General features: G+C 68.8%; 25 protein-coding genes. 10 read left to right on the top strand and 15 right to left on the bottom strand.

What is annotated here, in order from left to right; genetic code table 11:
• Positions 1-40 precede the first annotated feature (40 nt).
• From ACEU5R_RS18965 to ACEU5R_RS18950, 4 genes are all read right to left on the bottom strand, one after another.
• Positions 41-535 (bottom strand): peroxiredoxin, encoded by a 495-nt coding sequence (locus tag ACEU5R_RS18965; protein ID WP_103271499.1) that lies wholly within the window; start codon positions 533-535, stop codon positions 41-43.
• Positions 536-559: 24 nt separating this feature from the next.
• Positions 560-1,315 (bottom strand): BON domain-containing protein, encoded by a 756-nt coding sequence (locus tag ACEU5R_RS18960; protein WP_392411226.1) that lies wholly within the window; start codon positions 1,313-1,315, stop codon positions 560-562.
• Positions 1,312-1,905, bottom strand: a complete 594-nt coding sequence (locus ACEU5R_RS18955; RefSeq protein WP_199770942.1) for a phosphoheptose isomerase — start codon at positions 1,903-1,905, stop codon at positions 1,312-1,314. Before ACEU5R_RS18955 ends, ACEU5R_RS18960 begins: the two co-directional genes overlap by 4 nt.
• Positions 1,906-2,003: 98 nt before the next feature.
• Positions 2,004-2,480 (bottom strand): YraN family protein, encoded by a 477-nt coding sequence (locus ACEU5R_RS18950; RefSeq protein WP_392411225.1) that lies wholly within the window; start codon positions 2,478-2,480, stop codon positions 2,004-2,006.
• 70 nt (positions 2,481-2,550) lie between these two features.
• On the opposite strand from ACEU5R_RS18950, the gene rsmI reads away from it, so the two are divergent.
• The gene (gene rsmI / locus ACEU5R_RS18945; protein ID WP_103271496.1) at positions 2,551-3,489 is read left to right on the top strand and encodes a 16S rRNA (cytidine(1402)-2'-O)-methyltransferase; all 939 of its coding nucleotides are present in this window, start codon (positions 2,551-2,553) and stop codon (positions 3,487-3,489) included.
• A gap of 23 nt (positions 3,490-3,512) precedes the next feature.
• Complete coding sequence (locus ACEU5R_RS18940; protein ID WP_392411224.1) at positions 3,513-4,097, top strand: methylated-DNA--[protein]-cysteine S-methyltransferase; 585 nt, start codon at positions 3,513-3,515, stop codon at positions 4,095-4,097.
• Positions 4,098-4,178: 81 nt separating this feature from the next.
• Here the strand turns inward: ACEU5R_RS18940 and ACEU5R_RS18935 are convergent, their stop codons facing one another.
• Both ACEU5R_RS18935 and rapZ read right to left on the bottom strand, forming a co-directional pair.
• Positions 4,179-5,129, bottom strand: coding sequence for a septal ring lytic transglycosylase RlpA family protein (locus ACEU5R_RS18935; protein WP_392411223.1), 951 nt, complete (start codon positions 5,127-5,129; stop codon positions 4,179-4,181).
• On the bottom strand, positions 5,126-5,998 hold the full coding sequence (gene rapZ, locus ACEU5R_RS18930; RefSeq protein WP_392411231.1) for an RNase adapter RapZ: 873 nt from the start codon (positions 5,996-5,998) through the stop codon (positions 5,126-5,128). Before rapZ ends, ACEU5R_RS18935 begins: the two co-directional genes overlap by 4 nt.
• Before the next feature lie 184 nt (positions 5,999-6,182).
• Between rapZ and ACEU5R_RS18925 the strand changes: the two genes are divergently transcribed.
• A complete protein-coding gene (locus ACEU5R_RS18925) occupies positions 6,183-6,944 on the top strand; it encodes a c-type cytochrome (RefSeq protein ID WP_392411222.1) in 762 nt (253 codons plus the stop codon).
• 10 nt (positions 6,945-6,954) lie between these two features.
• The gene (locus ACEU5R_RS18920; RefSeq protein WP_103271492.1) at positions 6,955-8,235 is read left to right on the top strand and encodes a cytochrome c; all 1,281 of its coding nucleotides are present in this window, start codon (positions 6,955-6,957) and stop codon (positions 8,233-8,235) included.
• A 43-nt stretch (positions 8,236-8,278) separates the two neighbouring features.
• Here ACEU5R_RS18920 and ACEU5R_RS18915 read toward each other — a convergent pair whose 3' ends face one another.
• From ACEU5R_RS18915 to ACEU5R_RS18875, 9 genes are all read right to left on the bottom strand, one after another.
• Positions 8,279-9,733, bottom strand: a complete 1,455-nt coding sequence (locus ACEU5R_RS18915) for a PLP-dependent aminotransferase family protein (RefSeq protein ID WP_392411221.1) — start codon at positions 9,731-9,733, stop codon at positions 8,279-8,281.
• A 29-nt stretch (positions 9,734-9,762) separates the two neighbouring features.
• On the bottom strand, positions 9,763-10,689 hold the full coding sequence (gene hprK, locus ACEU5R_RS18910; RefSeq protein ID WP_053245696.1) for an HPr(Ser) kinase/phosphatase: 927 nt from the start codon (positions 10,687-10,689) through the stop codon (positions 9,763-9,765).
• Positions 10,690-10,711: 22 nt separating this feature from the next.
• A complete protein-coding gene (locus ACEU5R_RS18905; protein ID WP_199770941.1) occupies positions 10,712-11,167 on the bottom strand; it encodes a PTS sugar transporter subunit IIA in 456 nt (151 codons plus the stop codon).
• 503 nt (positions 11,168-11,670) lie between these two features.
• A complete protein-coding gene (hpf, locus tag ACEU5R_RS18900; RefSeq protein ID WP_103271489.1) occupies positions 11,671-12,006 on the bottom strand; it encodes a ribosome hibernation-promoting factor, HPF/YfiA family in 336 nt (111 codons plus the stop codon).
• Between the two features lie 334 nt (positions 12,007-12,340).
• Positions 12,341-13,135, bottom strand: a complete 795-nt coding sequence (gene lptB, locus ACEU5R_RS18895; protein WP_103271488.1) for an LPS export ABC transporter ATP-binding protein — start codon at positions 13,133-13,135, stop codon at positions 12,341-12,343.
• A gap of 33 nt (positions 13,136-13,168) precedes the next feature.
• Positions 13,169-13,813 carry a lipopolysaccharide transport periplasmic protein LptA gene (gene lptA, locus ACEU5R_RS18890; RefSeq protein WP_103271487.1) on the bottom strand — a complete coding sequence of 215 codons (645 nt, stop codon included), beginning with the start codon at positions 13,811-13,813 and terminating at the stop codon, positions 13,169-13,171.
• On the bottom strand, positions 13,810-14,445 hold the full coding sequence (gene lptC, locus ACEU5R_RS18885) for an LPS export ABC transporter periplasmic protein LptC (RefSeq protein ID WP_103271486.1): 636 nt from the start codon (positions 14,443-14,445) through the stop codon (positions 13,810-13,812). Before lptC ends, lptA begins: the two co-directional genes overlap by 4 nt.
• Before the next feature lie 44 nt (positions 14,446-14,489).
• Positions 14,490-15,098, bottom strand: coding sequence for a KdsC family phosphatase (locus ACEU5R_RS18880; protein WP_392411219.1), 609 nt, complete (start codon positions 15,096-15,098; stop codon positions 14,490-14,492).
• On the bottom strand, positions 15,095-16,084 hold the full coding sequence (locus tag ACEU5R_RS18875; RefSeq protein ID WP_392411218.1) for an SIS domain-containing protein: 990 nt from the start codon (positions 16,082-16,084) through the stop codon (positions 15,095-15,097). The genes ACEU5R_RS18880 and ACEU5R_RS18875 overlap by 4 nt, the downstream gene beginning before the upstream one ends.
• Before the next feature lie 281 nt (positions 16,085-16,365).
• On the opposite strand from ACEU5R_RS18875, the gene purT reads away from it, so the two are divergent.
• From purT to cydD, 6 genes are all read left to right on the top strand, one after another.
• A complete protein-coding gene (gene purT / locus ACEU5R_RS18870) occupies positions 16,366-17,583 on the top strand; it encodes a formate-dependent phosphoribosylglycinamide formyltransferase (protein WP_103271483.1) in 1,218 nt (405 codons plus the stop codon).
• A gap of 353 nt (positions 17,584-17,936) precedes the next feature.
• Positions 17,937-18,482 carry a GbsR/MarR family transcriptional regulator gene (locus ACEU5R_RS18865; RefSeq protein ID WP_103276236.1) on the top strand — a complete coding sequence of 182 codons (546 nt, stop codon included), beginning with the start codon at positions 17,937-17,939 and terminating at the stop codon, positions 18,480-18,482.
• A gap of 128 nt (positions 18,483-18,610) precedes the next feature.
• A complete protein-coding gene (locus ACEU5R_RS18860; protein WP_212317784.1) occupies positions 18,611-20,185 on the top strand; it encodes a cytochrome ubiquinol oxidase subunit I in 1,575 nt (524 codons plus the stop codon).
• A 15-nt stretch (positions 20,186-20,200) separates the two neighbouring features.
• Positions 20,201-21,355, top strand: a complete 1,155-nt coding sequence (gene cydB / locus ACEU5R_RS18855; protein ID WP_103271481.1) for a cytochrome d ubiquinol oxidase subunit II — start codon at positions 20,201-20,203, stop codon at positions 21,353-21,355.
• A gap of 16 nt (positions 21,356-21,371) precedes the next feature.
• Positions 21,372-21,497: a cytochrome bd-I oxidase subunit CydX gene (cydX, locus tag ACEU5R_RS18850; RefSeq protein ID WP_103271480.1), complete on the top strand. Its 126-nt coding sequence runs from the start codon at positions 21,372-21,374 to the stop codon at positions 21,495-21,497.
• 2 nt (positions 21,498-21,499) lie between these two features.
• A complete protein-coding gene (gene cydD, locus ACEU5R_RS18845) occupies positions 21,500-23,266 on the top strand; it encodes a thiol reductant ABC exporter subunit CydD (RefSeq protein ID WP_392411217.1) in 1,767 nt (588 codons plus the stop codon).
• Positions 23,267-23,312: the final 46 nt, after the last annotated feature.

Below are 23,312 nucleotides of genomic sequence, written 5' to 3'. Positions count from 1 at the left end.
GAGCGGTTTTTCTTTGGGCGGGATCAGGATCGAACGCGGTTCAACCCGCGGCCAGCGCCTTTTCCACGGTGGCGTGGAATTCGGCCACGTCGTATTCGCCCAGGTAGCGCTTGATGATGCGGCCCTGCTTGTCGATCAGGAAGGCCGTGGGCGTCAGGCGGATGTCGCCGAAGGCGCGGGCGATGTCGCCCTTGGTGTCCAGCGCCACCGGGAAGGGCAGCTTGCGGGTCTCGGCGAAGTTCAGCACGAAGTTGGGCGGATCGTAGTTCATCGCGACCGCGATGGCTTCGTAGCCCTTGGCCGCGTACTCGTTGTAGGCCGAGATGGTTTCCGGCATCTGCTTGACGCAGGTGACGCAGCTGGTCGCCCAGAACTTCACCAGCACGACCTTGCCGCGCAGGTCCTGCATGGAGAAGGACTTGCCCTCCAGCGTGGTGAATCGCACGTCCGGCGCGGTCTGCGCCGGGCGCAGCAGGAACCAGCCGCCGATGCCGGCGGCCACCAGGAGGGTCAGGGCTAGAAGGGCTTTTTTCATCGCTGGGCCGCGTGGAGTAGAGCGTTACTTGATCGGTATGGCCTGCACGCCGCTGCTGCCGCCGCCGGAGGCGTTGCCGTCGCCCTGGGCGCCGGCGCTGCTTTCGATCGGCGCCTTGGCGTCGGCGGAGGAGCCGGACTGCGAGGACTTGGAGCCGCTGCCGGACAGCCGCACGGCTTCCTCGCGGCTGATGGTCTCGAACAGTTTAACAACCTTGGCCACGCCGCCCACGTCGGCCGCCGCGTTGGCGGCGTAGTCGCCCTCGGCCTGGGTCAGCTTGCCCATCAGGTACACCACGCTGTGGTCGGTGGTGACGGCGATGGTGCCCGACGGCACGTACTTGGTGTTGATCAGGGCCGTCTTGACCTTGGAGGTCAGCCAGGTGTCGTTCGAGCGCACGCCCAGCGAGGCGATCGGGCCCACGGTCAGCTGGTTCACCACCTGCTTGACGTTCTCGACGCCGCGGGCCATGGCGGTGGCCTGGTTCTTGGCCTCGTCGGTGGGCACGTCTCCGGTCAGCAGCAGGATGCCGCCATAGGCCATGGCGTTGACCCGCGCGGTCTCGCCCAGCTTCTGGGAAATCTGGTGCTGCGCCTTGAAGGCCATGTTCTGGTCTTCGAGCTGGGTGCCCGACGTGCGGCGGTCGGTCGCGACCACCGCCGTGGTGGCGGCGGCGCCGCCGACGATCAGGGGCGCGCAGGCCGACAGCGACAGGGCGGCGGTCGAGAGCAAGGCGGCGAGCAGCAGCGGGCGGGCCGCGGTCCTGGCGTCAGAAATCATTCGGTGTCTCCTAGCAGAAGAGCGTCAATGCCGTCACAAAGGGCGTGCAGCAGCAAGATGTGGACTTCCTGGATGCGCATCGTGCGATCACTGGGCACGCATAGATGGACGTCCATGGGCGTAATGAGTTCCCCCATGACGCCGCCGCCCTTGCCGGTCAGGGCCAGCACATGCATTTCCCGGGCGCTGGCCGCTTCCATGGCGCGCACCACGTTGGGCGAGTTGCCGCTGGTGGAAATGGCCACCAGCACGTCGCCGGGCTGGCCCAGCGCGTTGACCTGGCGCTCGTAGATCTCGTCGAAGCCGTAGTCGTTGCCGACCGCCGTCATGATCGAGGTGTCGGTATTCAGCGCGATGCCGGCCAGGGGCAGGCGTTCGCGCTCGAAGCGGCCCACCAGTTCGGCGACGAAATGTTGCGCGTCGGCGGCCGAGCCGCCATTGCCGCAAGCCAGAATCCTGCCATTGTTCGCCAGGGCGCCAAACAGCACGTCCACCGCCACCGCCAGCGGTTCGGCCAGCTCGTTCATGCTTTGCTCGAGCGTGGCCGCGGCATCGCGAAAGTGCGACGTCATACGAGAGGTCATATCCATGGGCGCGATTATCTCATGGGGCCGTGACGCCGGCCTGACCAGGCGTAACGGCTTTTCGCCTTGTCGTAACCGGCCTGTCGCCGGGCGCGCCGGACTGTTCAGCCCGCGACCAGGAAGGCATCGCGCAGCCAACGGGCAACGCCGGATTCGAAGGCGACCACGTCGAAGCGCGCGGCCGGCGGGACGCCGCGCCAGTGGCGGGCGGCCAGGCGCGGCAGCCAGTACGCGGCCGCCTGGGCCAGCCGCCGCTGCTTGGCCGCGCCGATGCTGGCCGCCGCGCCGCCGAAGCGCGCGTCGCGGCGGGCGCGGACCTCGACGAAGACCAGCACCGCGCCGTCGCGCATGGCCAGGTCGATCTCGCCGTGGCGGCAGGCCAGGTTGCGCGCCAGCAGGACCAGGCCGCGCGCCTGCAGCAGGCGCAGCGCGGCGTCCTCGTGGGCGTCGCCGACGCGCTGGGTGGGCGAGCGGCGCGGCGCGGGGGCGGGCTTGCGCGCCGTCGCGCTCCGTTTGCGCCGGGCGCGGCGCCGCGCGGCCTGCGCGAGCACCAGGGCCAGGGGCAGGATCTCGTCGTTCATGCGGGCTCCAGGGCGGAAGGGATGCGCCAGGCGGCTACACTGGCATGGTTTTCCGCCTGAGCTGCCCGCAATGAATCAAAATGTCTCACCCGCCGCCGGCGATGCCTGGAGCCGGGTCGCCGAGAGCGTCGCCGGCCAGCATTGGCCCGCCGCGACGCTGTATGTGGTGGCCACGCCCATCGGCAACCTGGGCGACCTGGGCCTGCGGGCCTGGCATGCCCTGCAGCGCGCGGACGTGATCGCCGCCGAGGACACCCGGGCCAGCCGCAAGCTGCTGGACGCCTGGGGCGTGGGCACGCCGCTCATGGCCGCCCATCGGCACAACGAAGCCTCGGCCGCGCAGGCGATCTGCGAGCGCCTGGCCCAGGGCCAGCGCGTGGCGCTGGTGTCCGACGCCGGCGCGCCGGCCGTCAGCGATCCGGGCGCGCGCGTGGTCCGCGCCGTGCGCGAGGCCGGCTACGCGGTGGTGCCGGTGCCTGGCCCCAGCGCGGTCATCGCGGCCCTGATGGGCAGCGGCGTCACATCCGACGAGAATCCCGCCTTCGCCTTCGCCGGTTTCGCGCCGCCCAAGGCGGCCGCGCGCCAGCGCTGGCTGCGCACCTGGTGCGCGCTGCCGGCGCCGGTGGTGATGTTCGAGTCGCCGCACCGGCTGGCCGCCACGCTGGCGGACCTGCTGGAGGTCTGCGGCCCGGCGCGCAAGCTGACCGTGGCGCGCGAGCTGACCAAGCGCTTCGAGGAAATCGCCACCTTCGCGCTGGGCGAGGGCGCGGCCTGGCTGGCCGCCGACCCGCACCGCGAGCAGGGCGAGTTCGTGCTGATCGTGCACGCCGACGAGGCCGCAGAAGACGAGGGCGAGGTCGACGCGCGCGCCGACGCGTTGCTCGACGCCTTGCTGGAAACCCTGTCCGTGCGCGACGCGGCCAAGGTGGCGGCCAAGGTCACGGGCCTGCCCAAGGACGCGCTGTACAGCCGGGCGCTGCGCAAGACGGCCGCCGGCGACGGGCAGTAGGCGGGATAGAGGGAGTCATTGGCATGGTCTATGCAACGGTCGCGTCCGGCAAGCACGCCGACCCCGACGAACAGCTGGTCTACCGGGACATGCCCACGCCGCTGGGCGAGATGCGCCTGGTCGCCAGCGCCAAGGGCCTGCGCGGGGCATGGTTCACCGACCAGGCGCTGCTGCCTTCGTCCGAAGGCTGGCTGCGCGACGAATCGAATCCGATCCTGGAACAGGGACGGCGCGAGCTGGAGGAGTGGTTCGCCAAGGACCGGCGCGCCTTCGAGGTGGCGCTGGATCCGGTCGGCACGCCGTTCCAGCATGAAGTCTGGCGCGCGCTGTGCGCGCTGGATTTCGGCGTGCTGACGAGCTACGGCGAACTGGCGCGGACCGTGGGCCGGCCCAAGGGCGCGCAGGCCATCGGCGGCGCGGTGGGCCGAAATCCGCTGATCATCATCATTCCCTGTCACCGCGTGATCGGCAGCGACACCTCGCTGACCGGTTTTGGCGGCGGGCTGCCGCGCAAGCAGGCGCTGTTGGCGCACGAGGGCAATCTGTACGTGAGCCGCAGCCCCAGGGCGCGCCGCGTCTGCGACGGGCAGGCCGAACTGCCCTGGTAGCGCCGGGCGTCGCGTGGCCTGACGGCTTTTTGGGATCGTCGAGGATGACGGGCGCGACGCGCGCCCGCCGGACCGCCGCGCCTACTGGGCGGCGATGCTGGGCAGGATGCCGATGCGATCCGACACCTGCTGCACGGCGTTCAGCGCGCTCTGGCGGTCGGGGTAGGGGCCGATCTTGACGCGGTACAGGTTGTTGGCCTGCTCCATCATGGCGGGCGGCGCGCCTTCCGCGCCCAGCTGCGCATTGATGCGGCTGACCAGCGTCTGCGCATTGGCCGGCTGGCTGAACGCGCCCACCTGCAGATAGACGTTGCCGATGCCGCCGGCGGGCGCCGGGCGTGCCGGCTGCGGCGTGGCCGGCAGCGCCACCGGCGTCAGCGCGACCGGGGCGGCGGCGACCGGCTCGGCCACCGGCTGCGAGCCCGTGGCGGACGACGGTTGCGGCGGCGGGGCGGCGGGGCCTTGCGAGGCCAGACGCCGGATTTCCTCCGCGCCGATGCTTTCCACCACCACCTGGCCGCTGCCCGGGCCGATGATGCCCAGCTTGTAGGCCGCCACGTAGGACAGGTCCATGAGGCGGTCGCTGTGGAAGGGGCCGCGATCGTTGACGCGCACGATCACGGTGCGGCCGTTGACCAGGCTGGTCACCCGGGCGTAGCTGGGCACCGGCAGCGTGGTGTGGGCCGCCGTCATGGCGTACATGTCGTAGGGCTCGCCGATCGAGGTGGAGTTGCCGTGGAATTTCTTGCCGTACCAGGACGCGATGCCCTGCTTGCGATAGGGCTGGCCGGTGGTGTCGGGCACGTAGCGCTGGCCGAACACCACGTAGGGCCGGTTCGCGCCGCTGGCGTAGGGCTCGATGCGCGGCACCGCGTCGGGCACCTGGTCCAGGTTGGACGGCGGATTCGCGTCGGGACCGTCGTCCTTGTAATAGCCACCGCCCTTTTTTCGTCCCCCGGTGGAAGAGCAGCCGGCCACGGCGATGGCCAGCAGCAACATCATGATCAGGTGGAGCGGGCGGTTCAGGGTCATGCGGACTCGTCCGGAAGCTGGTTGCGGTGGCGCACGAGCAGCGGGCCGTGGTCGGCGAAGCGCTTGGCCAGCTGTTCGACCACGTAGACCGAGCGGTGCTGGCCGCCGGTACAGCCGATGGCCACGGTCAGGTAGTTGCGCGTGTCCTGCGTGTATTGCGGCAGCCAGCGCTGGATGAAGCCGGCGATGTCATCGACCATCTGGCCGACCTGGTCGAAGCCGGCCAGCCATTGGGCCACGGGCTCGTCGCGGCCCGTCAGCGGGCGCAGGTCGCGGTCGTAATAGGGGTTGGGCAGGCAGCGCACGTCGAACACCAGGTCGGCGTCCCTTGGCACGCCGCGCTTGTAGGCGAAGGACTCGAACGTCAGCACCAGCGGCGCCACGTCGGCCTGGATCAGGTCGCGGATCCAGGCGCGCAGCTGGCCGGGCGTCAGGTCCGAGGTGTCGATCACGTGTTCCTGCTCACGCAGCGGCGCCAGCAGCTCGCGTTCCTCGGCGATGCACTCGGCCAGCGACGGCGCGGTGCCGCCGCGCTTGAGGCGGTCGGTAAGAGGGTGGCGGCGGCGCGACTCGGAGTAGCGCTGCACCAGCGTGATGGTGCTGGCATCCAGGAAGATCACGCGCAGGCTGGTGCCCATGGCGCGCAGCGCGGTGACCACGTCGGGCAGTTCGGCCAGTTCGCCGGGCGAGCGCACGTCGATGGCGACCGCCACGCGCTCCAGGCCGCTGTCGCGGGCGTTGGCGATGAACTCGGCCAGGAACCGCACCGGCAGGTTGTCGACGCAGGTATAGCTGGCGTCTTCGAGCATCCGCAGGGCCACGGACTTGCCGGAGCCGGAAATGCCGGTGACGAGGACGACTTTCAACATGGACATGATTTTGGCATGCTTTTCGAGGGCGATGCCGGCGCAATGGCATCTGCTATGGCCGTAAACTCGGAATCTGCGCCTGTACCCCGACAGATCCCGTGGCGTAAGCTCCGGGGCAGGATACCCGATCGATTCATTCACGTGCCCCGCCGGCAGGCGTCCCCGGGGTTGGAACTCGACCTAGATGTTAGCCTTCATTTCTTCCTGTAGTGTGGCATCACCGCGGTTCTGGGTAAAAACATGCCTGTCGGCGGCCGCCGCTGTTGGTTTGGCCACAGCGTTGGGCACCGCGCCAGCGGCGGCGCAGGGGCCGGTCCTGAAGCCGGACACCATGGCCGCGCGCGTCGCCGCCTGTACCGCCTGCCACGGCGAGCAGGGCCGCGCCGGGTCCGACGGTTACTACCCGCGCCTGGCCGGCAAGCCCCAGGAATACCTCTACCACCAGTTGCTGAATTTCCGCGACGACCGGCGGCAGTACCGGCCCATGTCGCATCTGCTGGCCGGCCTGCCCGACGACTACCTGCGCGAGATCGCGGCCTATTTCGCCGACCAGCACGTGCCGTATCCGGCGGCGGTGCGCCCCGAGGTTTCCACCGCGATCCTGGAGGCAGGCCGCAAGCTTGCCCAGGACGGCGACGCCGCTCGCGGCCTGCCGGCATGCGCCGCCTGCCACGGCGCCTCGCTGGGCGGGCTATTGCCGGGCGTGCCCGGCCTGCTGGGCCTGCCGCGCGACTACATCGGCGCCCAGATCGGCAGCTGGAAGAACGGGCTGCGGCGCGCGGCCGAGCCCGACTGCATGGCGGACGTGGCCGCCAAGTTGACGCCGGCGGACATCAGCGCGCTGGCGGCCTGGCTGTCGTCGCGGCCGGTGCCCGCGTCCTACGCCGCCGAACCGGCGGATTCGCTCAAGCTGCCCGCCGAGTGCGGCAGCCAGGCGCGGCGTTGAGGGGGCGGCCATGAAGCACATCAAACGCGCCCTTGCGGTCCTGGTCCTGCTGATCGTGGCGGCGGCGGGCACGCTGTACTGGATGGGCACGCGCGAGGACGCCGGCGGCGGTCCGCCCGCCAGCGGCGACGCGGCCAGCCTGGCCGAGCGCGGCCGCTACCTGGCGCTGGCGGGCAACTGCATGGCCTGCCACACCAGCCGGGGCGGCAAGCCCTATGCCGGCGGCACGCCGGTGCCCACGCCGTTCGGCGTGGTCTACGGTCCCAACCTCACGCCGGATCCGCAGACCGGCATCGGCGCCTGGAGCGCGGATGACTTCTGGCGCGCGCTGCACAACGGCAAGTCGCGCGACGGCACGCTGCTGTATCCGGCCTTTCCCTACACCGAGTACACACGCATGACGCGCGCCGACGCCGACGCGCTGTATGCCTTCCTGCGCACGGTGGAACCGGTCAACCAGCCCAATCGCCCCGCTGAAATGGAGTTCCCCTACAACCAGCGCGCGTTGCTGGCGTTCTGGCGGGCGCTGTACTTCAAGCCGGGCACGCTGCAATCCGACGCCGGTCAGTCGGCGCCCTGGAACCGAGGCCGCTATCTGGTCGAGGGGCCGGGCCATTGCGCGGCCTGCCATACGCCGCGCAACAGCCTGGGCGCCACGCGCGCGGCCGAGCCGCTGGCCGGCGGCGTGATTCCGGTGCTGGATTGGTACGCGCCGCCGTTGACCAACGACCTGAGCGTCGGCATGGGCCGCTGGCAGGCCACGGACATCGCGGCGCTGCTCAAGACCGGCATCGCCGCGCATTCCACCGCCACGGGGCCGATGGCCGAGGTGGTGAGGGGCAGCACGCAGTACCTGAGCGATGACGATGCGCTGGCGATCGGCGTCTACCTGAAGACCTTGCCCGCCACGCCGGCGGCCACGCAGCGCCAGGCCGCGTCGGCCTCGCCCGCCTTGATGGATATCGGCGGCAAGATCTACCGCCAGCAGTGCGTGCAATGCCATCAGGCGGCGGGCGAGGGCGCGGGTTCGGCCTGGCCCGCGCTGGCCGGCAATCCCGGCGTGACCGCGCCGTCGCCCGTCAATGCCATCCGTATGGTGCTCGACGGCGGTTACGCGCCGGCCACGGCGGCCAATCCCCGGCCTCACGGCATGCCGCCATTCGGGCAACTGCTGAACGACAACGACATCGCCGCGCTGGTGACTTATATCCGCAACAGCTGGGGCAACGAGGCGGGCGGCGTCACGCCGCTGGAGGTCAAGCGCGCGCGCGACGCGTCCACGCGCAATTGAAGTCGGCGCCTGGAGTCCGGGGGCCGTCGGCCGGTTCCGAGGCTCAAGGGCCGAGCGTCAGGTCGCGGGCTCCTGGCCTGGGCCGGGCCAGCGCCGCGAGGGCCAGTTCGCCCAGCGTGCGCACGGCCTCGGCCTGGGCTTCGTTCCAGGGGTGGCCGCAGTTCAGGCGCAGCGCGCTGGCGAACTGACCGCTGGCCGAGAAAATCGGGCCGGGCGCGACGCTGATGCCGCGCGCCAGCGCCTGGCGATGCAGCGCCAGCGCGTCGATGCCCTGGGGCAGCTCCAGCCACAGGAAGAAGCCGCCTTGCGGGCGTGTCATGCGCGTGCCGGCGGGAAACGCATGGGCCACCGCCGTCGCCATCCGGGCCTGCAGGGTCTGCAACGTGTCGCGCAGCCGGCGCAGGTGACGGTCGTAGCCGCCCTGTTCCAGGAATTCCGCGATGGCGCCCTGCGCCGGGCCGGACGCCGACAGCGTGGACGACAGCTTGAGCCGCTGCACGCGCTGCGTGTATCGGCCCGCCGAGGCCCAGCCGATTCGGTAGCCCGGCGCCAGGCATTTGGAGAATGAGGAACAGTGCAGCACCAGGCCCTGCGTGTCGTAGGCCTTGGCCGGCACCGGGCGCGTCGCGCCGAAATACAGCTCGCCGTAGACGTCGTCCTCGATCAGCGGAATGTCGTGGCGCGTGAGCAGCTCGACCAATTGCCGCTTGCGCTCATCGGGCATGAGGCTGCCCAGCGGATTCTGGAATTGCGTCATCAGCCAGCAGGCGGCGGGCCGGTGCCGCGCGATGGCGCTTTCCAGCGCGTCCAGGTCCATGCCGGTGCGCGGGTGCGTCGGCACTTCCAATGCCTTCAGTCCCTGCCGTTCCAGCGCCTGCAGCGCGCCATAGAACGTGGGCGCTTCGACGATCACCGTGTCGCCGGGGCGGGTGACCGCCTGCAGGCACAGGTTCAGCGCTTCCAGCGCGCCGTTGGTGACGACGATGTCGCTGGCGGGGATGTTGATGCCGGCGATCAGGTAGCGCAGCGCGATCTGGCGGCGCAGCGCGGGATTGCCGGGCGACAGGTCTTCGACCGTGTCCAGCGGGTCCTGGCGTTTGAGATGCGCCGCCATGGCCTGCGCCAGCCGTGGCAGCGGAAACAGCAGCGGCGAGGGAAAGGCGGATCCCAGCGGCGCCACGTCGCGGTTGCGCACTGAACCCAGGATGTCGAAGATGCGTTCGCTGATCGCCAGCTCGGTGGACTCGCCATCCGGGCAGGAGGCGCCGGGCTCGGGCGGCAGCGGCTCGGCGCGCGCGCTCACGTAATAGCCCGAGCGCGGGCGCGCGCGGATCAGGCCGCGCGCTTCCAACAGGTAATAGGCCTGGAAGACGGTGGAGGGACTGACGCCGCGGCTGGAACAGGCGTCACGCACGGAGGGCAGCTTGTCGCCGGTGCGCAGCACGCCGTCGCGGATCGATTTCTCGATCTCGGCCGCAAGGGTCTCGTACAGGGCCAAGGGCGCGGGCCTGCCTGTCGCGGATGGCGTTACTTGCTGCTCTGCAGGATCGCCATGGCCTGGCGTTCCATGAATTCGCCCAGCGTATCGATGCCGCGCAGCTTCAGGATGGTATTGCGCACGGCGGCCTCGACCAGCACGGCGAGGTTGCGGCCGGCGGCCACCTGCAGCATGACCTTGCGCACCGGCAGGCCCAGCATGTCCTGCGTGATGTCCTGCAGCGGCAGGCGTTCGAACTTGTCCTGCGCGGTGGCGCGCACCAGATGCACGATGAGCTTCAGGCGCATCTTTCGGCGCACCGAGGTCTCGCCGAAGATGGTGCGGATGTCGAGCAGGCCCAGGCCGCGCACTTCCAGCAGGTTCTGCAGCAGTTGCGGGCAGTGGCCCTCGATCATGTTGGGCGCGGTGCGCGAGAACTCCACCGCGTCGTCGGCCACCAGGCCGTGGCCGCGCGAGATCAGTTCCAGCGCGAGTTCGCTCTTGCCCAGGCCGGACTCGCCGGTGATCAGCACGCCCAGGCCCAGCACGTCCAGGAACACGCCGTGCACGGTGGTGGTGGGTGCGAGCTTCTTGCCCAGGTAGATGCGCAGCAGGTCGATCAGCTGCGCGGCGGCGACCGGCGTGGACAGCAGCGGCACCTGGTGCTGGTCGCACTGGTCCACCAGGTCCTGCGGCGGCGTCAGGCCGTCGGCCAGCAGGATGGCGGGCACGCCGCCGATCAGCAGCTCGTCCATGTGGTGCATGCGGCGGCGCAGGTCGAAGCGGGTGTAGTACGCCAGCTCTTCCTGGCCGAACACCTGGATGCGCGAGGGGTGGATCAGGTTCAGGTGGCCAACGAGGTCGGCGGCCGCCATGCCGTCATCGGGAATCGCGCGGTCCGCGGCGCCCTGGCCCGCGATCCAGTTGAAGGGGATTTTGTCGGCGTTGTCGTCGACCAGTTCCTGCACCGTGAGCATGGCTGCGTGTCCGCGTGGAGAATCAGAGTTGGCCGGTGGTCAGCATCTTGTGGACCACGGCCGGATCGGTCTCGGTGCCCAGCGCTTCGCGCAGCGCCTTGTTCGACATCAGCTGCGCCAGTTCGGCCAGGATGTCCAGGTGTTGCTGTGTCGCGGTTTCGGGCACCAGCAGGCAGAGCAGCATGGAGACGGGCTGGCCGTCGGGGGCGTCGAAGGCGATGGGCTGCGCCAGGCGGATGAACGCCGCCAGCGCCTGCTCCAGGCCCTTGACGCGGCCGTGCGGCACGGCAACGCCCTGGCCCAGCGCCGTCGACCCGAGGCGCTCGCGCGCGAACAGGCTGTCGAACACCAGCGAACGCGCCAGGCCGTGATTGTTTTCGAAGAGCAGGCCGGCTTGCTCGAACGCGCGTTTCTTGCTCGTGGCGAGCATGTCTAGCACGACGTTGCCGGCGGGAAGAATGCGCGACAGATGATTCATGCGGAGCATTATATGGTTATATGACGCACTGCAAAAAACGCCCGGACCAGGGGTTGTCCCGCAGACTTTCCGCTGCTGGTTCCAGGCGTATCCCCCCGTGCTTCCGGCTGGCCGCGACGGGTTGTCCGCGAGGCTGGCCATGGCACGCCGCGCCCCGGGCGGCGTGCCGTCCGTCAGGCGCAAGAGCGACAGCATAGACCGATCGCGCGAGGTTGTGGGTATTCCTGGGGCCGGGGGCGCATATTTCCGAACGGATCGCGCCAGGTACGCGGCGGTGCGGGCATGTGCCAGGCCGGTACGGTCAGTCGATTCGGGAAAACAGGGAGCGGATCCGGGGCGACGGACAGGCCGGGCGCGGACGCGGTTGCGCGGGTACTGCGTGGGGGAGGCATTTGCCGATGCCCCGACTGGACGCAAGGTCTAGCGGGACACCGGGACTCAGGCAGGATGGTTAATCGCTGTATTGCCAAGCGCTCGCAGGGGAGCGATCGTGAGGCGCGGTACTACTGGGGAGGCGAGAGATTCGCCGCTTGCCGCTTCACGGACTCTGCTGTGTGGCTTCGCACCTTGTCCTTGTGCTTGATGACCTGACGGTCGACTTTGTCGGCGAGGAGGTCTATCGCAGCGTAGAGGTTTTCATCGGTTGCTTCACAATGAATGTCCTTGCCGCTCAGACGCATGGTGATTTCGGCTTTGTGCCGCAGGGGCTCAACTGAGAGCATGACCTGGGTATCGATGACGTGATCGAAATGCCGCAGCACTCGCGCCAGTTTGTTCATGACATATTCCCGGATGGCCGGGGTGACGTCGAGGTGACGACCGCAGATGCTCAGGTTCATAGTGTGCTCTCCTTCTGTAAAGAGGATATAAGAGGTGCGCCCGGTGGCGCGGTGGGGTCGTTAGGCGATCTCCTTGGTAGAGAGGTTTTGTGTGGGTCGTTGGTATTAGTGTATAGACTCGCGCCGATAAAACAAGCTGACCTAGCGCAAGTTCGTGGCATTTTTATGGCTGAGTCCGGCGGAGGGGCGAAACGCGCCGAAGCGCGCGGAAACTGCGCCGGGAAAAGTCGGGAATCGCGGGGAAAAATCGGGAAAAGCGCGCAAGCGCCTTGGCGGGCCGGGCCGCCTGGAGAAAGCGGAGCGGCCCTAAGGGTCTTCCCCAGGGCCGCCGCTGTTACATGCGGAAGTGCTCGCCCAGGTAGACGCGGCGCACGGCCGGATCGCCGACGATCTCGTCGGGATGGCCGTCGGTCAGCACCTTGCCTTCGCTGATGATGTAGGCGCGGTCGCAGATGCCCAGCGTTTCGCGCACGTTGTGGTCGGTAATGAGCACGCCGATGCCGCGGCCCTTCAGGAAGCGCACGATGCGCTGGATCTCGATCACCGCGATGGGGTCCACGCCGGCGAAGGGTTCGTCCAGCAGGATGAAGCGCGGGCTGGTGGCCAGCGCGCGCGCGATTTCCACGCGGCGGCGTTCGCCGCCCGACAGCGAGATGGCCGCGTTGCTGCGGATGTGGCCGATCTGCAGTTCCTCCAGCAGCGATTCCATCTGCTGGTTGATCTTGGCCGTGGGCAGGGGCTTGCCATCCGGCCCCAGTTGCAGCTCCAGCACGGCGCGGATGTTCTGCTCTACCGTCAGCCGGCGGAACACGGATGCATCCTGGGGCAGATAGGACAGGCCCATGCGCGCGCGCTTGTGGATCGGCATGGCGGTGATGGCGTCGCCGTCGATCTCGATGCGGCCGGCGTCGGCCGGCACCAGGCCCACGATCATGTAGAAGCTGGTGGTCTTGCCGGCGCCGTTCGGGCCAAGCAGGCCCACGACTTCGCCGCTGGAGACGGACAGGGAGACGTCCTGCACCACGGTGCGGCCGTTATAGGTCTTGCGCAAGCCGGTTGCGCGCAGGCTGCCCTGCTTGACGCCCGAAGGGGCGGAGGTCACAGGGGTCTGCACAGAGGGTGGATTCATGCGTGGCGGCGGATGTGTTGCGGGGGGAGGCGCTTAGCGCCCCTTCTTCGAGGCCTGCTGCTTGCGGCATTCGGCGATGGCGGCGTCCGCCTTGGCGCGGGGCTCGGCCACCGAGCGCACCCGGCCGCCGGCCGCGGCCGAGTTGGGGCCGCCATGGGCTTCGTAGGTGCCGCTCTTTTCGTTGTAGCGTACCCGTTCGCCACGGATGGTGTCGAACGGTTTGCCACAGACGTAGCGCACCACCACGGCCTGGCCGATGAGGTCGAAGGTGCTGTTGGTGCCGTCGTATTCGGCGCGCAGGCCCTTGCCTTCGATGAGTTCGAAGTTCTCGGGGCGTTCCTGGCGGATGGTGACGACCTTGCCCTTGTTCGCGGTGGCCGTGCCGTACTGGTTGCCCTTGGCGTCCTCGTGCATTTCCAGCGTGTCGGAGGTCAGCGTCATCAACCCGCGCGTCATGTTGACGTTGCCGGTGAACACGCTCTGCTTCTTCACGTCGTCGTAGTGCAGCGTGTCTGACAGGATCAGCGTGCTGGGTTCTTCGGCGGGCGCGGCCTTGCCGGCCGCCGGCTGGGGCGCGGGGTCCGCCGCGTGGGCCGAGGGCGCGAGCGCCGCCGCGGCCAGCAGGGCGGCGCCGATCAGGCGCGTCGTCGGGGCAAGGCGAATCCGGAGGTCGGTCATGGCTTCTTCTGGTCGGTATTGTTGGGGGCTGGAATCTCGGTGCGGCGCTGCTGCTTGCCTTCGCCGCCGGCGATTTCCACGTCGGTCGATGCTGAGACCTGCAACTGGCGGGTCCTGTTGTTGTAGTGCATGCCGGTGCCGTTCATGCGCGAACGGCCTTTCAGCACTTCGGCCGGCAGGTCGGTATAGACCACGTCCTCGTCCGGCAGGATGATCAGCTGCTGGCTGCGCACGTCCAGCAGGTCATTGTTGGCGTCGGGCTGGCGATGCACGTAGGCGTCGCCGTTCATGACGATGCGCTTGCCGCCCTGTTCCATGATGGCGGTCTTGGAGATGCCCACGGTGATCGGGCTGGATTCGCGCTGGCCGACGGCCCGGGGGGCGGTGATGTGATACGAATCGTCGTCGGGGAAGTGCTCGGCGTATTCGCCCTCGAGCCGGTTGATCGGGCGGCCCGTCATGTCGGTGCGCAGCATGACGAAGTTGCGCGACCAGGCATCCATTTCATGGGTGATGCGGCGCGGGGGGTCGACCTGCACGGCCCGCTGCGCGTAATCGGCCGCCCACCAGCTGCTGAGCACCAGCACGACGAGCAGGAACAGCGCGATCAGGGAAGGAAAACGTTCTTTCATCTAGTGTGCCAAAAAGGCGTATGTGTCATGGGGCGCGCGGGTCGTTACTGGATGGCGCCCGGGCCCAGCAGGCCCGGCGCGGCCAGGAAACCGCCCAGGCGGCCCTGGGCGGCCAGCAGCAGGTCGCAGCATTCGCGCACCGCGCCAGAGCCGCCGGGAACCGAGGCGACCCAGTGCGCGGCCTGGCTGACGTAGCCCGGCGCGTTGGGCACGGTGGCGGCGAAACCGGCGCGCTGCATGGCGGGCAGGTCGATGATGTCGTCGCCCATGTAGCCCGCCTGGTTCAGTTGGACACCGGCGCGTTGCGCGAGTTCGGCCAGGGCCGCGCCCTTGTCGCGCACGCCCTGCATGACCTCGGCGATGCCCAGCTCGGCGGCGCGGCGCGCCACGATGGGGCCGGACCGGCCGGTCATCAGGGCGACCTTCAGGCCGCCTTCCAGCAGCAGGCGCAGGCCGTGGCCGTCCAGCGCGTTGAAGCGCTTGAGCTGTTCGCCGTTCTCGCCATAGTAGAGGCCGCCGTCGGTCAGCACGCCGTCCACGTCGAACACCATGAGGCGGACGGCGGCGGCGCGTTCGCGCACGGTGGCGGGAATGCGGGCGAGGACCAGCGCTTCGGCCGGATGCGTGACAGGGGTGGGAAGGGTCATAGTCATACCACTTTGGCGGCCATCAGGTCATGCATGTGCAGCGCGCCGAGCAAGGCGCCATCGCTGTCGAGCACCAGCATGTGATTGAGTCGAAGTTCGTCCATCTGCTGCGCCGCTTCCACGGCCAGCGCGTCGGGTCCGATGCTGCGCGGCGAGCGCGTCATGCCGTCGTCCACGGCCAGGCCGCGGATATCGCCCTGGCTGGCGATCAGGCGGCGCAGGTCGCCGTCGGTGAAGATGCCTTGCGGCCGGCCGGCGGCGTCGGCCACCACGGTCATGCCCATGCCCTTGGCCGACATGGTCTTGAGCGCCTGCGGGACCGGCGTGCCAGTGGCCACGATGGGCAGGGCGTCGCCCTGGCGCATCACATCGCGCACATGCGTCAGCAGGCGGCGACCCAGCGCGCCGCCGGGATGCGAGCGGGCGAAGTCCTGCGGGCCGAAGCCGCGCGCCTCCAGGCAGGCGACGGCCAGCGCATCGCCCAGGGCCAGCGCGGCGGTGGTGCTGGCCGTGGGCGCCAGGTTCAGCGGGCAGGCTTCCTGCGCGACGCTGGCGTCCAGGTGCACGTCGGCCAGCAAGGCCAGCTCGGACTGCGGATTGCCGGTGATCGCCACCAGCTTGGCGCCCATGCGGCGCGCCACCGGCAGGATGGTCAGCAGTTCCTGGCCCGATCCGGAATAGGAAATCGCGATCAGCACGTCGTCGCGGGTGATCATCCCCAGGTCGCCATGGACCGCCTCGGCGGCATGCACGAAGAAGGCGGGCGTGCCGGTGGAGGCCAGCGTGGCCGCGATCTTGCGCGCGACGTGGCCGGTCTTGCCGATGCCGCTGACGACCACGCGCCCGCGGCAGGCGAGCAGCAGGGCCACGACCTGCGCGAAGCTGTCGTCCAGCCGGGCCGACAGATCCTGCAGGGCCTGGCTTTCGATTTGCAGCGTCCTGCGGGCAGATGACAGCGCGGTGTCGGACGATAGGGAGGGATGCTCAGTCATGGCGGGATTTTAATATCAGTTGCCGGGGGCGCCACCGCGCCACTCCGGACGCATGAAACAGGTGCCGCAGGCCGACATGAGAAACAGCTATCCCCCCCGGCGACGGCGCCCTCCCCGATCGGGGCAGCGCGGATCCGGCTCCGCCGGTCCGCAGCTGCGCCCCCCTGGGGGGGAAGCGCGCAGCGCTTCGGGGGGGGACCGTGTTTGCCCGCGAGAAGGGGGTATGGCATCCTGGCGGCTCCTGTTTTTCCGGCTTTCACTCTTTTACCCAGGACCGCCTCATGTCCCGCATTTCCAGTCCCGTCCTTGGCACGCCCCTGTCGCCCCTCGCCACCCGAGTGATGCTGCTCGGCTCCGGAGAGCTGGGCAAGGAGGTCGTCATCGCCCTGCAGCGCCTGGGCGTGGAGGTCATCGCCGTGGACCGGTACGCGGACGCGCCGGGGCAGCAGGTGGCGCACCGCGCCCACGTGGTGCCCATGACGGACGCGGATGCCTTGCGCAAGATCATCGACCAGGAACGGCCGCACGTCATTGTCCCTGAAATCGAGGCCATCGCCACCAGCCTGCTGGTCGAGCTGGAGGCCGCCGGCGCCGTGCGCGTCACGCCCACGGCGCGCGCCGCCCAGCTGACCATGAACCGCGAGGGCATCCGCCGCCTGGCGGCCGAGACCCTTGGCCTGCCGACCTCGCCGTACCGGTTCGTCGACACCGAACAGGAACTGCGCGAGGCCATCGACGGCGGCATCGGCTATCCCTGCGTGATCAAGCCCGTCATGTCGTCCTCGGGCAAGGGACAGTCCGTGATCAAGTCCGCCGAGGACGTGGCCGAGAGCTGGCGCTACGCCCAGGAAGGCGGCCGCGTCGGCGGCGGCCGCGCCATCGTCGAGGGCTTCATCCGCTTCGACTACGAAATCACGCTGCTGACCGTCCGCGCGCGTGGCGCCGACGGCCAGGTCGAGACCCGTTACTGCGAGCCCATCGGCCATAAGCAGGTGGATGGCGACTACGTGGAAAGCTGGCAGCCGCATCCCATGTCGCCGGCGGCGCTGGAGCGCGCGCGCGAGATCGCCCTGGCGGTCACGTCCAACCTGGGCGGCCTGGGCATCTTCGGCGTCGAGCTGTTCGTGGCCGGCGACCAGGTCTGGTTCTCGGAGGTCAGCCCGCGTCCGCACGATACCGGCATGGTCACCATGATCACGCAGGCGCAGAACGAATTCGAATTGCACGCCCGCGCGCTGCTGGGCCTGCCGGTGGACACCAGCCTGCGCCAGCCCGGCGCCAGCAGCGTGATCTATGGCGGCGTGGACGCGGGCGCGGTGTCGTTCCACAACGTGGCCGAGGCGCTGGCCGAGCCGGGCACCGACGTGCGCCTGTTCGGCAAGCCCGAATCCTTCGTCAAGCGCCGCATGGGCGTGGGCCTGGCCGTCGCCGACGACGTGGCGGCCGCGCGCGCCAAGGCCAAGCGGGTGTCTTCCGCCGTGACGGTCAAGGCCGGCTGAGCACCGGGCGCGCGCCGCCGGCTGGCCGAGGATCCGTCACGGCGGATCCAGGCTGATCCAGCCAACTCGTGATCGCTGTTCCCTGGTTTTAATCAGTCCCCGTTTTCAATGCCACCCGCCGCGAGGCTGGTGGCATTGTTGTTTTTTGCCCATTGATACGTGGTCCACGGGTCAATCCGCCGGAAGTTTGCGGCCATGCCCCCACGAATCCTGGGGTTTGCGCTTTCTCAGGGTTTGTTCGATAATTTCAGGAATTTCTGAAATCGGTGTAACTGCTGTTGTCGAGTTCAAGTCGATCTGCTCCGCATATAAAGGGGGGCGGGTTGGTGGAATCGGCTGGCGCGAGAATGATCATGGTCCTCAGCCCTCAAAACGAACGTTTCGTCCTGCACTTTGGCGAAATGGGCAGCCGCTGGGGGGTGAACCGCACCGTCGGCCAGATCTATGCGCTGTTGTTCCTGGCGCCCGAGCCGATGAACGCCGACGACATCGCCGAGACGCTGGGCTTCTCGCGCTCGAATGTCAGCATGGGTCTCAAGGAATTGCAGTCCTGGCGCCTGGTCAAGCTGATGCACCAGGTGGGCGACCGCCGCGACTACTTCGAGACGCCCAAGGATGTGTGGGAGATCTTCCGCATCCTGATGGAAGAAAAGCGCAAGCGCGAAATCGACCCCACGCTCACGTTGTTGCGCGACACGCTGCTGGAGCCGGCCTCCAAGCCTGCCGATGTCTACGCGCAGCAGCGCATGACCGAAATGCTGGAGCTGATCGAACTGTCCACGGGATGGTTCGATGAGGTTCAGCGCCTGCCGCCCGAAACCCTGCAGAACCTGATGAAACTGGGCTCCAAGGTCCAGAAGGTGCTGGGCTTCGCCGGCAAATTGCGAGGCAAGGGCTGAATGCCGCTGAGCCTTGATTTTTAGGAAAAATCCTATGAAGTTGCATATACCGCCCGTATCATGGCGCCAGAGACGGCCTGGGAACCATGCCGGTTGCTGTGGCCTCTCGCCCGCATGGGAGCGCCCCAATGATTGATCTCGACGTCGTCAACCTGTCGCGATTCCAGTTTGCCGCGACCGCGCTTTACCACTTCCTGTTCGTGCCCCTCACGCTCGGCCTGTCGTTCATTCTCGCCATCATGGAGAGCGTGTACGTCATGACCGGACGCGCCATCTGGAAAAAGATGACGATGTTCTGGGGCACGCTGTTCGGCATCAACTTCGCGCTGGGCGTGGCCACGGGCGTGGTCATGGAATTCCAGTTCGGCATGAACTGGTCGTACTACAGCCACTACGTCGGCGACATCTTCGGCGCGCCGCTGGCGCTCGAAGGGCTGATGGCCTTCTTCCTGGAAGCCACCTTCGTCGGCCTGTTCTTCTTCGGCTGGAATCGCATGTCCAAGGTCAGCCACCTGGTGGTGACCTGGCTGGTGGCCTTCGGCACCAACTTCTCGGCCCTGTGGATCCTGATCGCCAACGGCTGGATGCAGAACCCGGTCGGCGCCGTCTTCAATCCCGACACCATGCGCATGGAGATGACGGACTTCGCCGCCGTGATCTTCAACCCGGTGGCGCAGGCCAAGTTCGTGCACACGGTCAGCGCGGGCTACGTGGCCGGCGCCATGTTCGTGATGTCGATCAGCGCCTGGTACCTGCTGCGCGGTCGCCATACGGATCTGGCCAAGCGCTCGATGGCCGTGGCCGCCAGCTTCGGCCTGGCCTCGGCCCTGTCGGTGGTGGTGCTGGGCGATGAAAGCGGCTACCTGACCACTGAACACCAGAAGATGAAGATCGCCGCCATGGAGTCCATGTGGCACACCGAGCCGGCGCCCGCCGCGTTCAACCTGATCGCCATCCCCAACCAGGCCGAGCGCAAGAACGATTTCGCCATCGAGATCCCCTACGTCATGGGCATCATCGGCACGCGCTCGCTCACCACGCCGCTGCTGGGCATCGACGACCTGATCCTGCGCGCCGAGAACCGCATCCGCGACGGCATGGTGGCCTACGACGCGCTGCAGAAGATCCGCGCCAATCCCAAGAACACCGACGCGCGCATGGTGTTCGACAAGACCTGGCCAGACCTGGGCTACGCGCTGCTGGTCAAGCGCTACCAGTCCGACATGAGCAAGGTCACCGAGGAAGACATCAAGAAGGCGGCCATCGACACCGTGCCGAATGTGGCGCCGCTGTTCTGGGCGTTCCGCGTCATGGTGGCGGTCGGCATGTACCTGATCCTGTTCTTCGGCGTGGCGTTCTGGCTGGCCTCGCGCGGCCGACTGGACAGCCGGCGCGGCCTGCTCAAGGTGGCGCTGTGGAGCCTGCCGCTGCCGTGGGTGGCGATCGAGAGCGGCTGGTTCGTGGCCGAGTACGGCCGCCAGCCCTGGGTGATCGAAGGCGTGCTGCCGACCTACTACGCGGCCTCCGGCCTGACCATCACGGACCTGGCCATCAGCCTGGGGATTTTCCTGGTGCTGTACACGGTCCTGCTCATCATCGGCGTCAAGGTGATGCTGCACGCCATCAAGGCAGGTCCGAAATCCGACGGACCGGCGCCCGCCGACGCGGCCGCCGATCCTGTCCGCGCCGCCGTGCGCGCCTGACCGGGAGAAACAGGAATGGATGCATTGATTCCTTTCGACTACGCCACCCTGCGGGTGGTCTGGTGGGTGCTGCTGGGCGCGCTGCTCATCGGCTTCGCCGTCATGGACGGCTTCGACCTGGGCGTGGCGGCGCTGTTGCCGCTGGTGGCCAAGACCGACGTCGAGCGCCGCGTGGTGATCAACGTGGTCGGCCCGGTCTGGGAGGGCAACCAGGTCTGGCTCATCACCGCCGGCGGCGCCATCTTCGCCGCGTGGCCGTTGCTGTATGCCGCTTCGTTCTCGGGCTTCTACCTGGCCATGATGCTGGCGCTGATCGCGCTGATCCTGCGTCCGGTGGGCTTCAAGTACCGCAGCAAGATGGAAGGCACGCGCTGGCGCAACACCTGGGACGGCGTGCTCTGTTTCTCGGGCGTGGTGGCCTCGCTGGTGTTCGGCGTGGCGGTGGGCAACATCATTCTGGGCGTGCCCTTCACGTTCGACGAAGCCGCGCTGCGCATGGTCTACCAGGGCCATTTCTACCAGTTGTTCACGCCTTTCGCGTTGCTGGCCGGCGTGCTCAGCGTGGCCATGCTGGCCATGCACGGCGCGGTGCTGCTGGCCTGGCGCACCGAGGGCGTGGTGGCCAGCCGCGCCCGCAATTGGGGCCGGCTGTGCGCGCTGCTGACCGCGGCGCTGTTCGTGGCCGGCGGTTTCTGGGTCGCGGGCGGGCTGAACGGCCACGTCATCACCAGCGCGGTCGACATGCAGGGCCCATCCGATCCCATGCTCAAGACCGTCAGCGTGCAGGCCGGCGCCTGGATGGCCAACTACGCCAAGTGGCCGCTGATGTGGATCGCGCCCGCGCTGGGCGTGGCCGGCGCGCTGCTGGCGCTGCTGCTCCTGACGGCGCGCGCGCACATGCTGGCGTTCCTGGCGTCGGCGCTGTCCATCGCCGGGATCATCCTGACGGCGGGCTTCTCGCTATTCCCGTTCCTGATGCCCTCGTCGTCGAACCCGCGCGCCGGGCTGACGGTCTGGGATGCCTCGTCCAGCCACATGACGCTGTGGATCATGGTGATCGCGGTCGCGATCTTCCTGCCCATCGTGACCCTCTACACCGCCTGGGTGTACCGCGTGATGCGCGGCAAGGTCACGCCTGAGTCGGTCGGCGGCACCCCCAACTCATACTGAATCAGGAGCTAGCGCTATGTGGTATTTCTCGTGGGTACTCGGGCTGGGGCTGGCCTGCGCCTTCGCCATTCTCAACGCCATGTGGTTCGAACTGCGCGAGGGCCATTCGCATGACCCGCGCGCCAAGCGCGACGAAGCGTGAGCATGCGGGACACGTCGGCGGCGGGTCGCGCCAGCAGCCTGGAGCATGATCCCGCCGACGCGCTGCGCAAGCCCTCGCGCGGGCAGTCGCAATGGTTGAAGCGTCTGGCGGGATCGGCGCGGCCGCCCCTGCTGCTGGCCGGCGCCGCGCCGCTCGCGGGCGGCGTGCTGCTGGTGATCCAGGCCTGGCTGCTGGCCAGCGTGCTGGACGCCGCCATCGCGCGGCAGGCGCCGCGCTCGGACCTGCTGGGCGGCATCCTCGGCATCGCCGCGCTGATGCTGGTCCGCGCCTGTATCGCCTGGGCCGGCGAACGCGCCGGCGCCATCGCCGCCGAGCGGATCAAGCGCCAGGTGCGCCAGGCCCTGTTCGAGCGCCTGGTGGACAAGGGGCCGCACTGGAGTCGGGGCCAGGCCTCGGGCGTGCTGGCCAGCGCCGTGGTGGACCAGGTCGAGGCGCTGGATGGCTTCTTCGCCAAATACCTGCCGGCCATGGCCGCCGCCGCCATGCTGCCGGTGGCATTTTCCGTGCTGCTGTTTCCGGTGGATGTGATCGCGGGCCTGGTGCTGCTGATCACCGCGCCGCTGATTCCCTTGTTCATGGCCCTGGTCGGCTGGGGCGCGCAGGGCGCGAGCCGGCGGCATCTGCGCGCCTTCGCGCGGCTGTCCGGATTCTTCGCCGACCGTCTGCGCGGGCTGTCCACGCTCAAGCTGTACGGACGCGCCGAGGCCGAGGCCGAATCGGTGGCGGCCGCCAGCGACGCATTGCGTCAGCGCACCCTGTCCGTGCTGCGCATCGCCTTCCTGTCCTCGGCGGTGCTGGAGTTCTTCGCCGCCCTGGGCGTCGCCGGGGTGGCCGTGTACATCGGGCTGACCTATCTGGGTTTCCTGGACCTGCGCTGGTCGGTGCTGACCTTGCAGGCCGGCATGTTCTGCCTGTTGATGGCGCCCGAGGTCTATGCGCCGCTGCGTCAGTTCGCCGCGCACTACCATGACCGCGCGGCCGCGCTGGCGGCGGTGACGCAGATCGACGCGGTGTTCGACGGCTTGCCGGATGTGGCGCCGGCCGGGGCCGCGCCGGTTGCGCCGGCCGCCGTGCCCGCCGCGCGCGGCCCGGTCTCAATGAGCGCGCGCGGCCTGCGCTTGATGGCGCCCGGCCGTCCCGCGCCGGTGCTCGACGGCGCGGCGCTTGCGCTGGCGCCCGGCGAACACGTCGCGCTGATGGGGCCGAGCGGCATCGGCAAGTCCTCGCTGATCGAGGCGATCGCGCGCCTGCGGCCCTGCGAGGGCGAGATATTGATCGACGGCCGGCCGCTGGCGGATTGGGACGAGGCCGCGCTGCGCGGCCGGATCGCGCTGATCGGCCAGAAGCCGCAGTTGATGGCCGGCACCATCGCCCAGAACATCCGCCTCGGTTGTCCGCAGGCCTCGGACGAGGCGCTGCGCGAGGCCGCAAGGCGCGCGCGAGTCCTGGAATTCACCGAGCGTCAGCCGCTGGGCCTGGATACCGTGCTGGGCGGACGCGGGCAGGGCCTGTCCGGCGGGCAGGCGCAGCGCGTGGCGCTGGCGCGGCTGTTCCTGCGCGATCCCGGACTGATCCTGCTGGACGAGCCCACGGCGCACCTGGATGAGGACACGCAGGCCCGCGTGCTGGACGAAATCCTCACATTCGCGGCGGGGCGGACGCTGCTCATCGCCACGCACTCGCCGCAGGTGGCCGCCCGTTTCGGGCGCACGCTGCGGCTGGCGGACGGCAAACTGGAACAAGCATGAAGCGCATCGCCATCGCCATCGCCGCGTCTGGCGGATCCGCCGGATC

Origin of the sequence: Achromobacter sp. 413638 (assembly GCF_043119405.1) — a bacterium.
Taxonomy (GTDB): domain Bacteria; phylum Pseudomonadota; class Gammaproteobacteria; order Burkholderiales; family Burkholderiaceae_B; genus Achromobacter.
The sequence above is the reverse complement of the archived record's forward strand: the minus strand, read 5'-3'. Positions and strand labels throughout refer to the sequence as shown.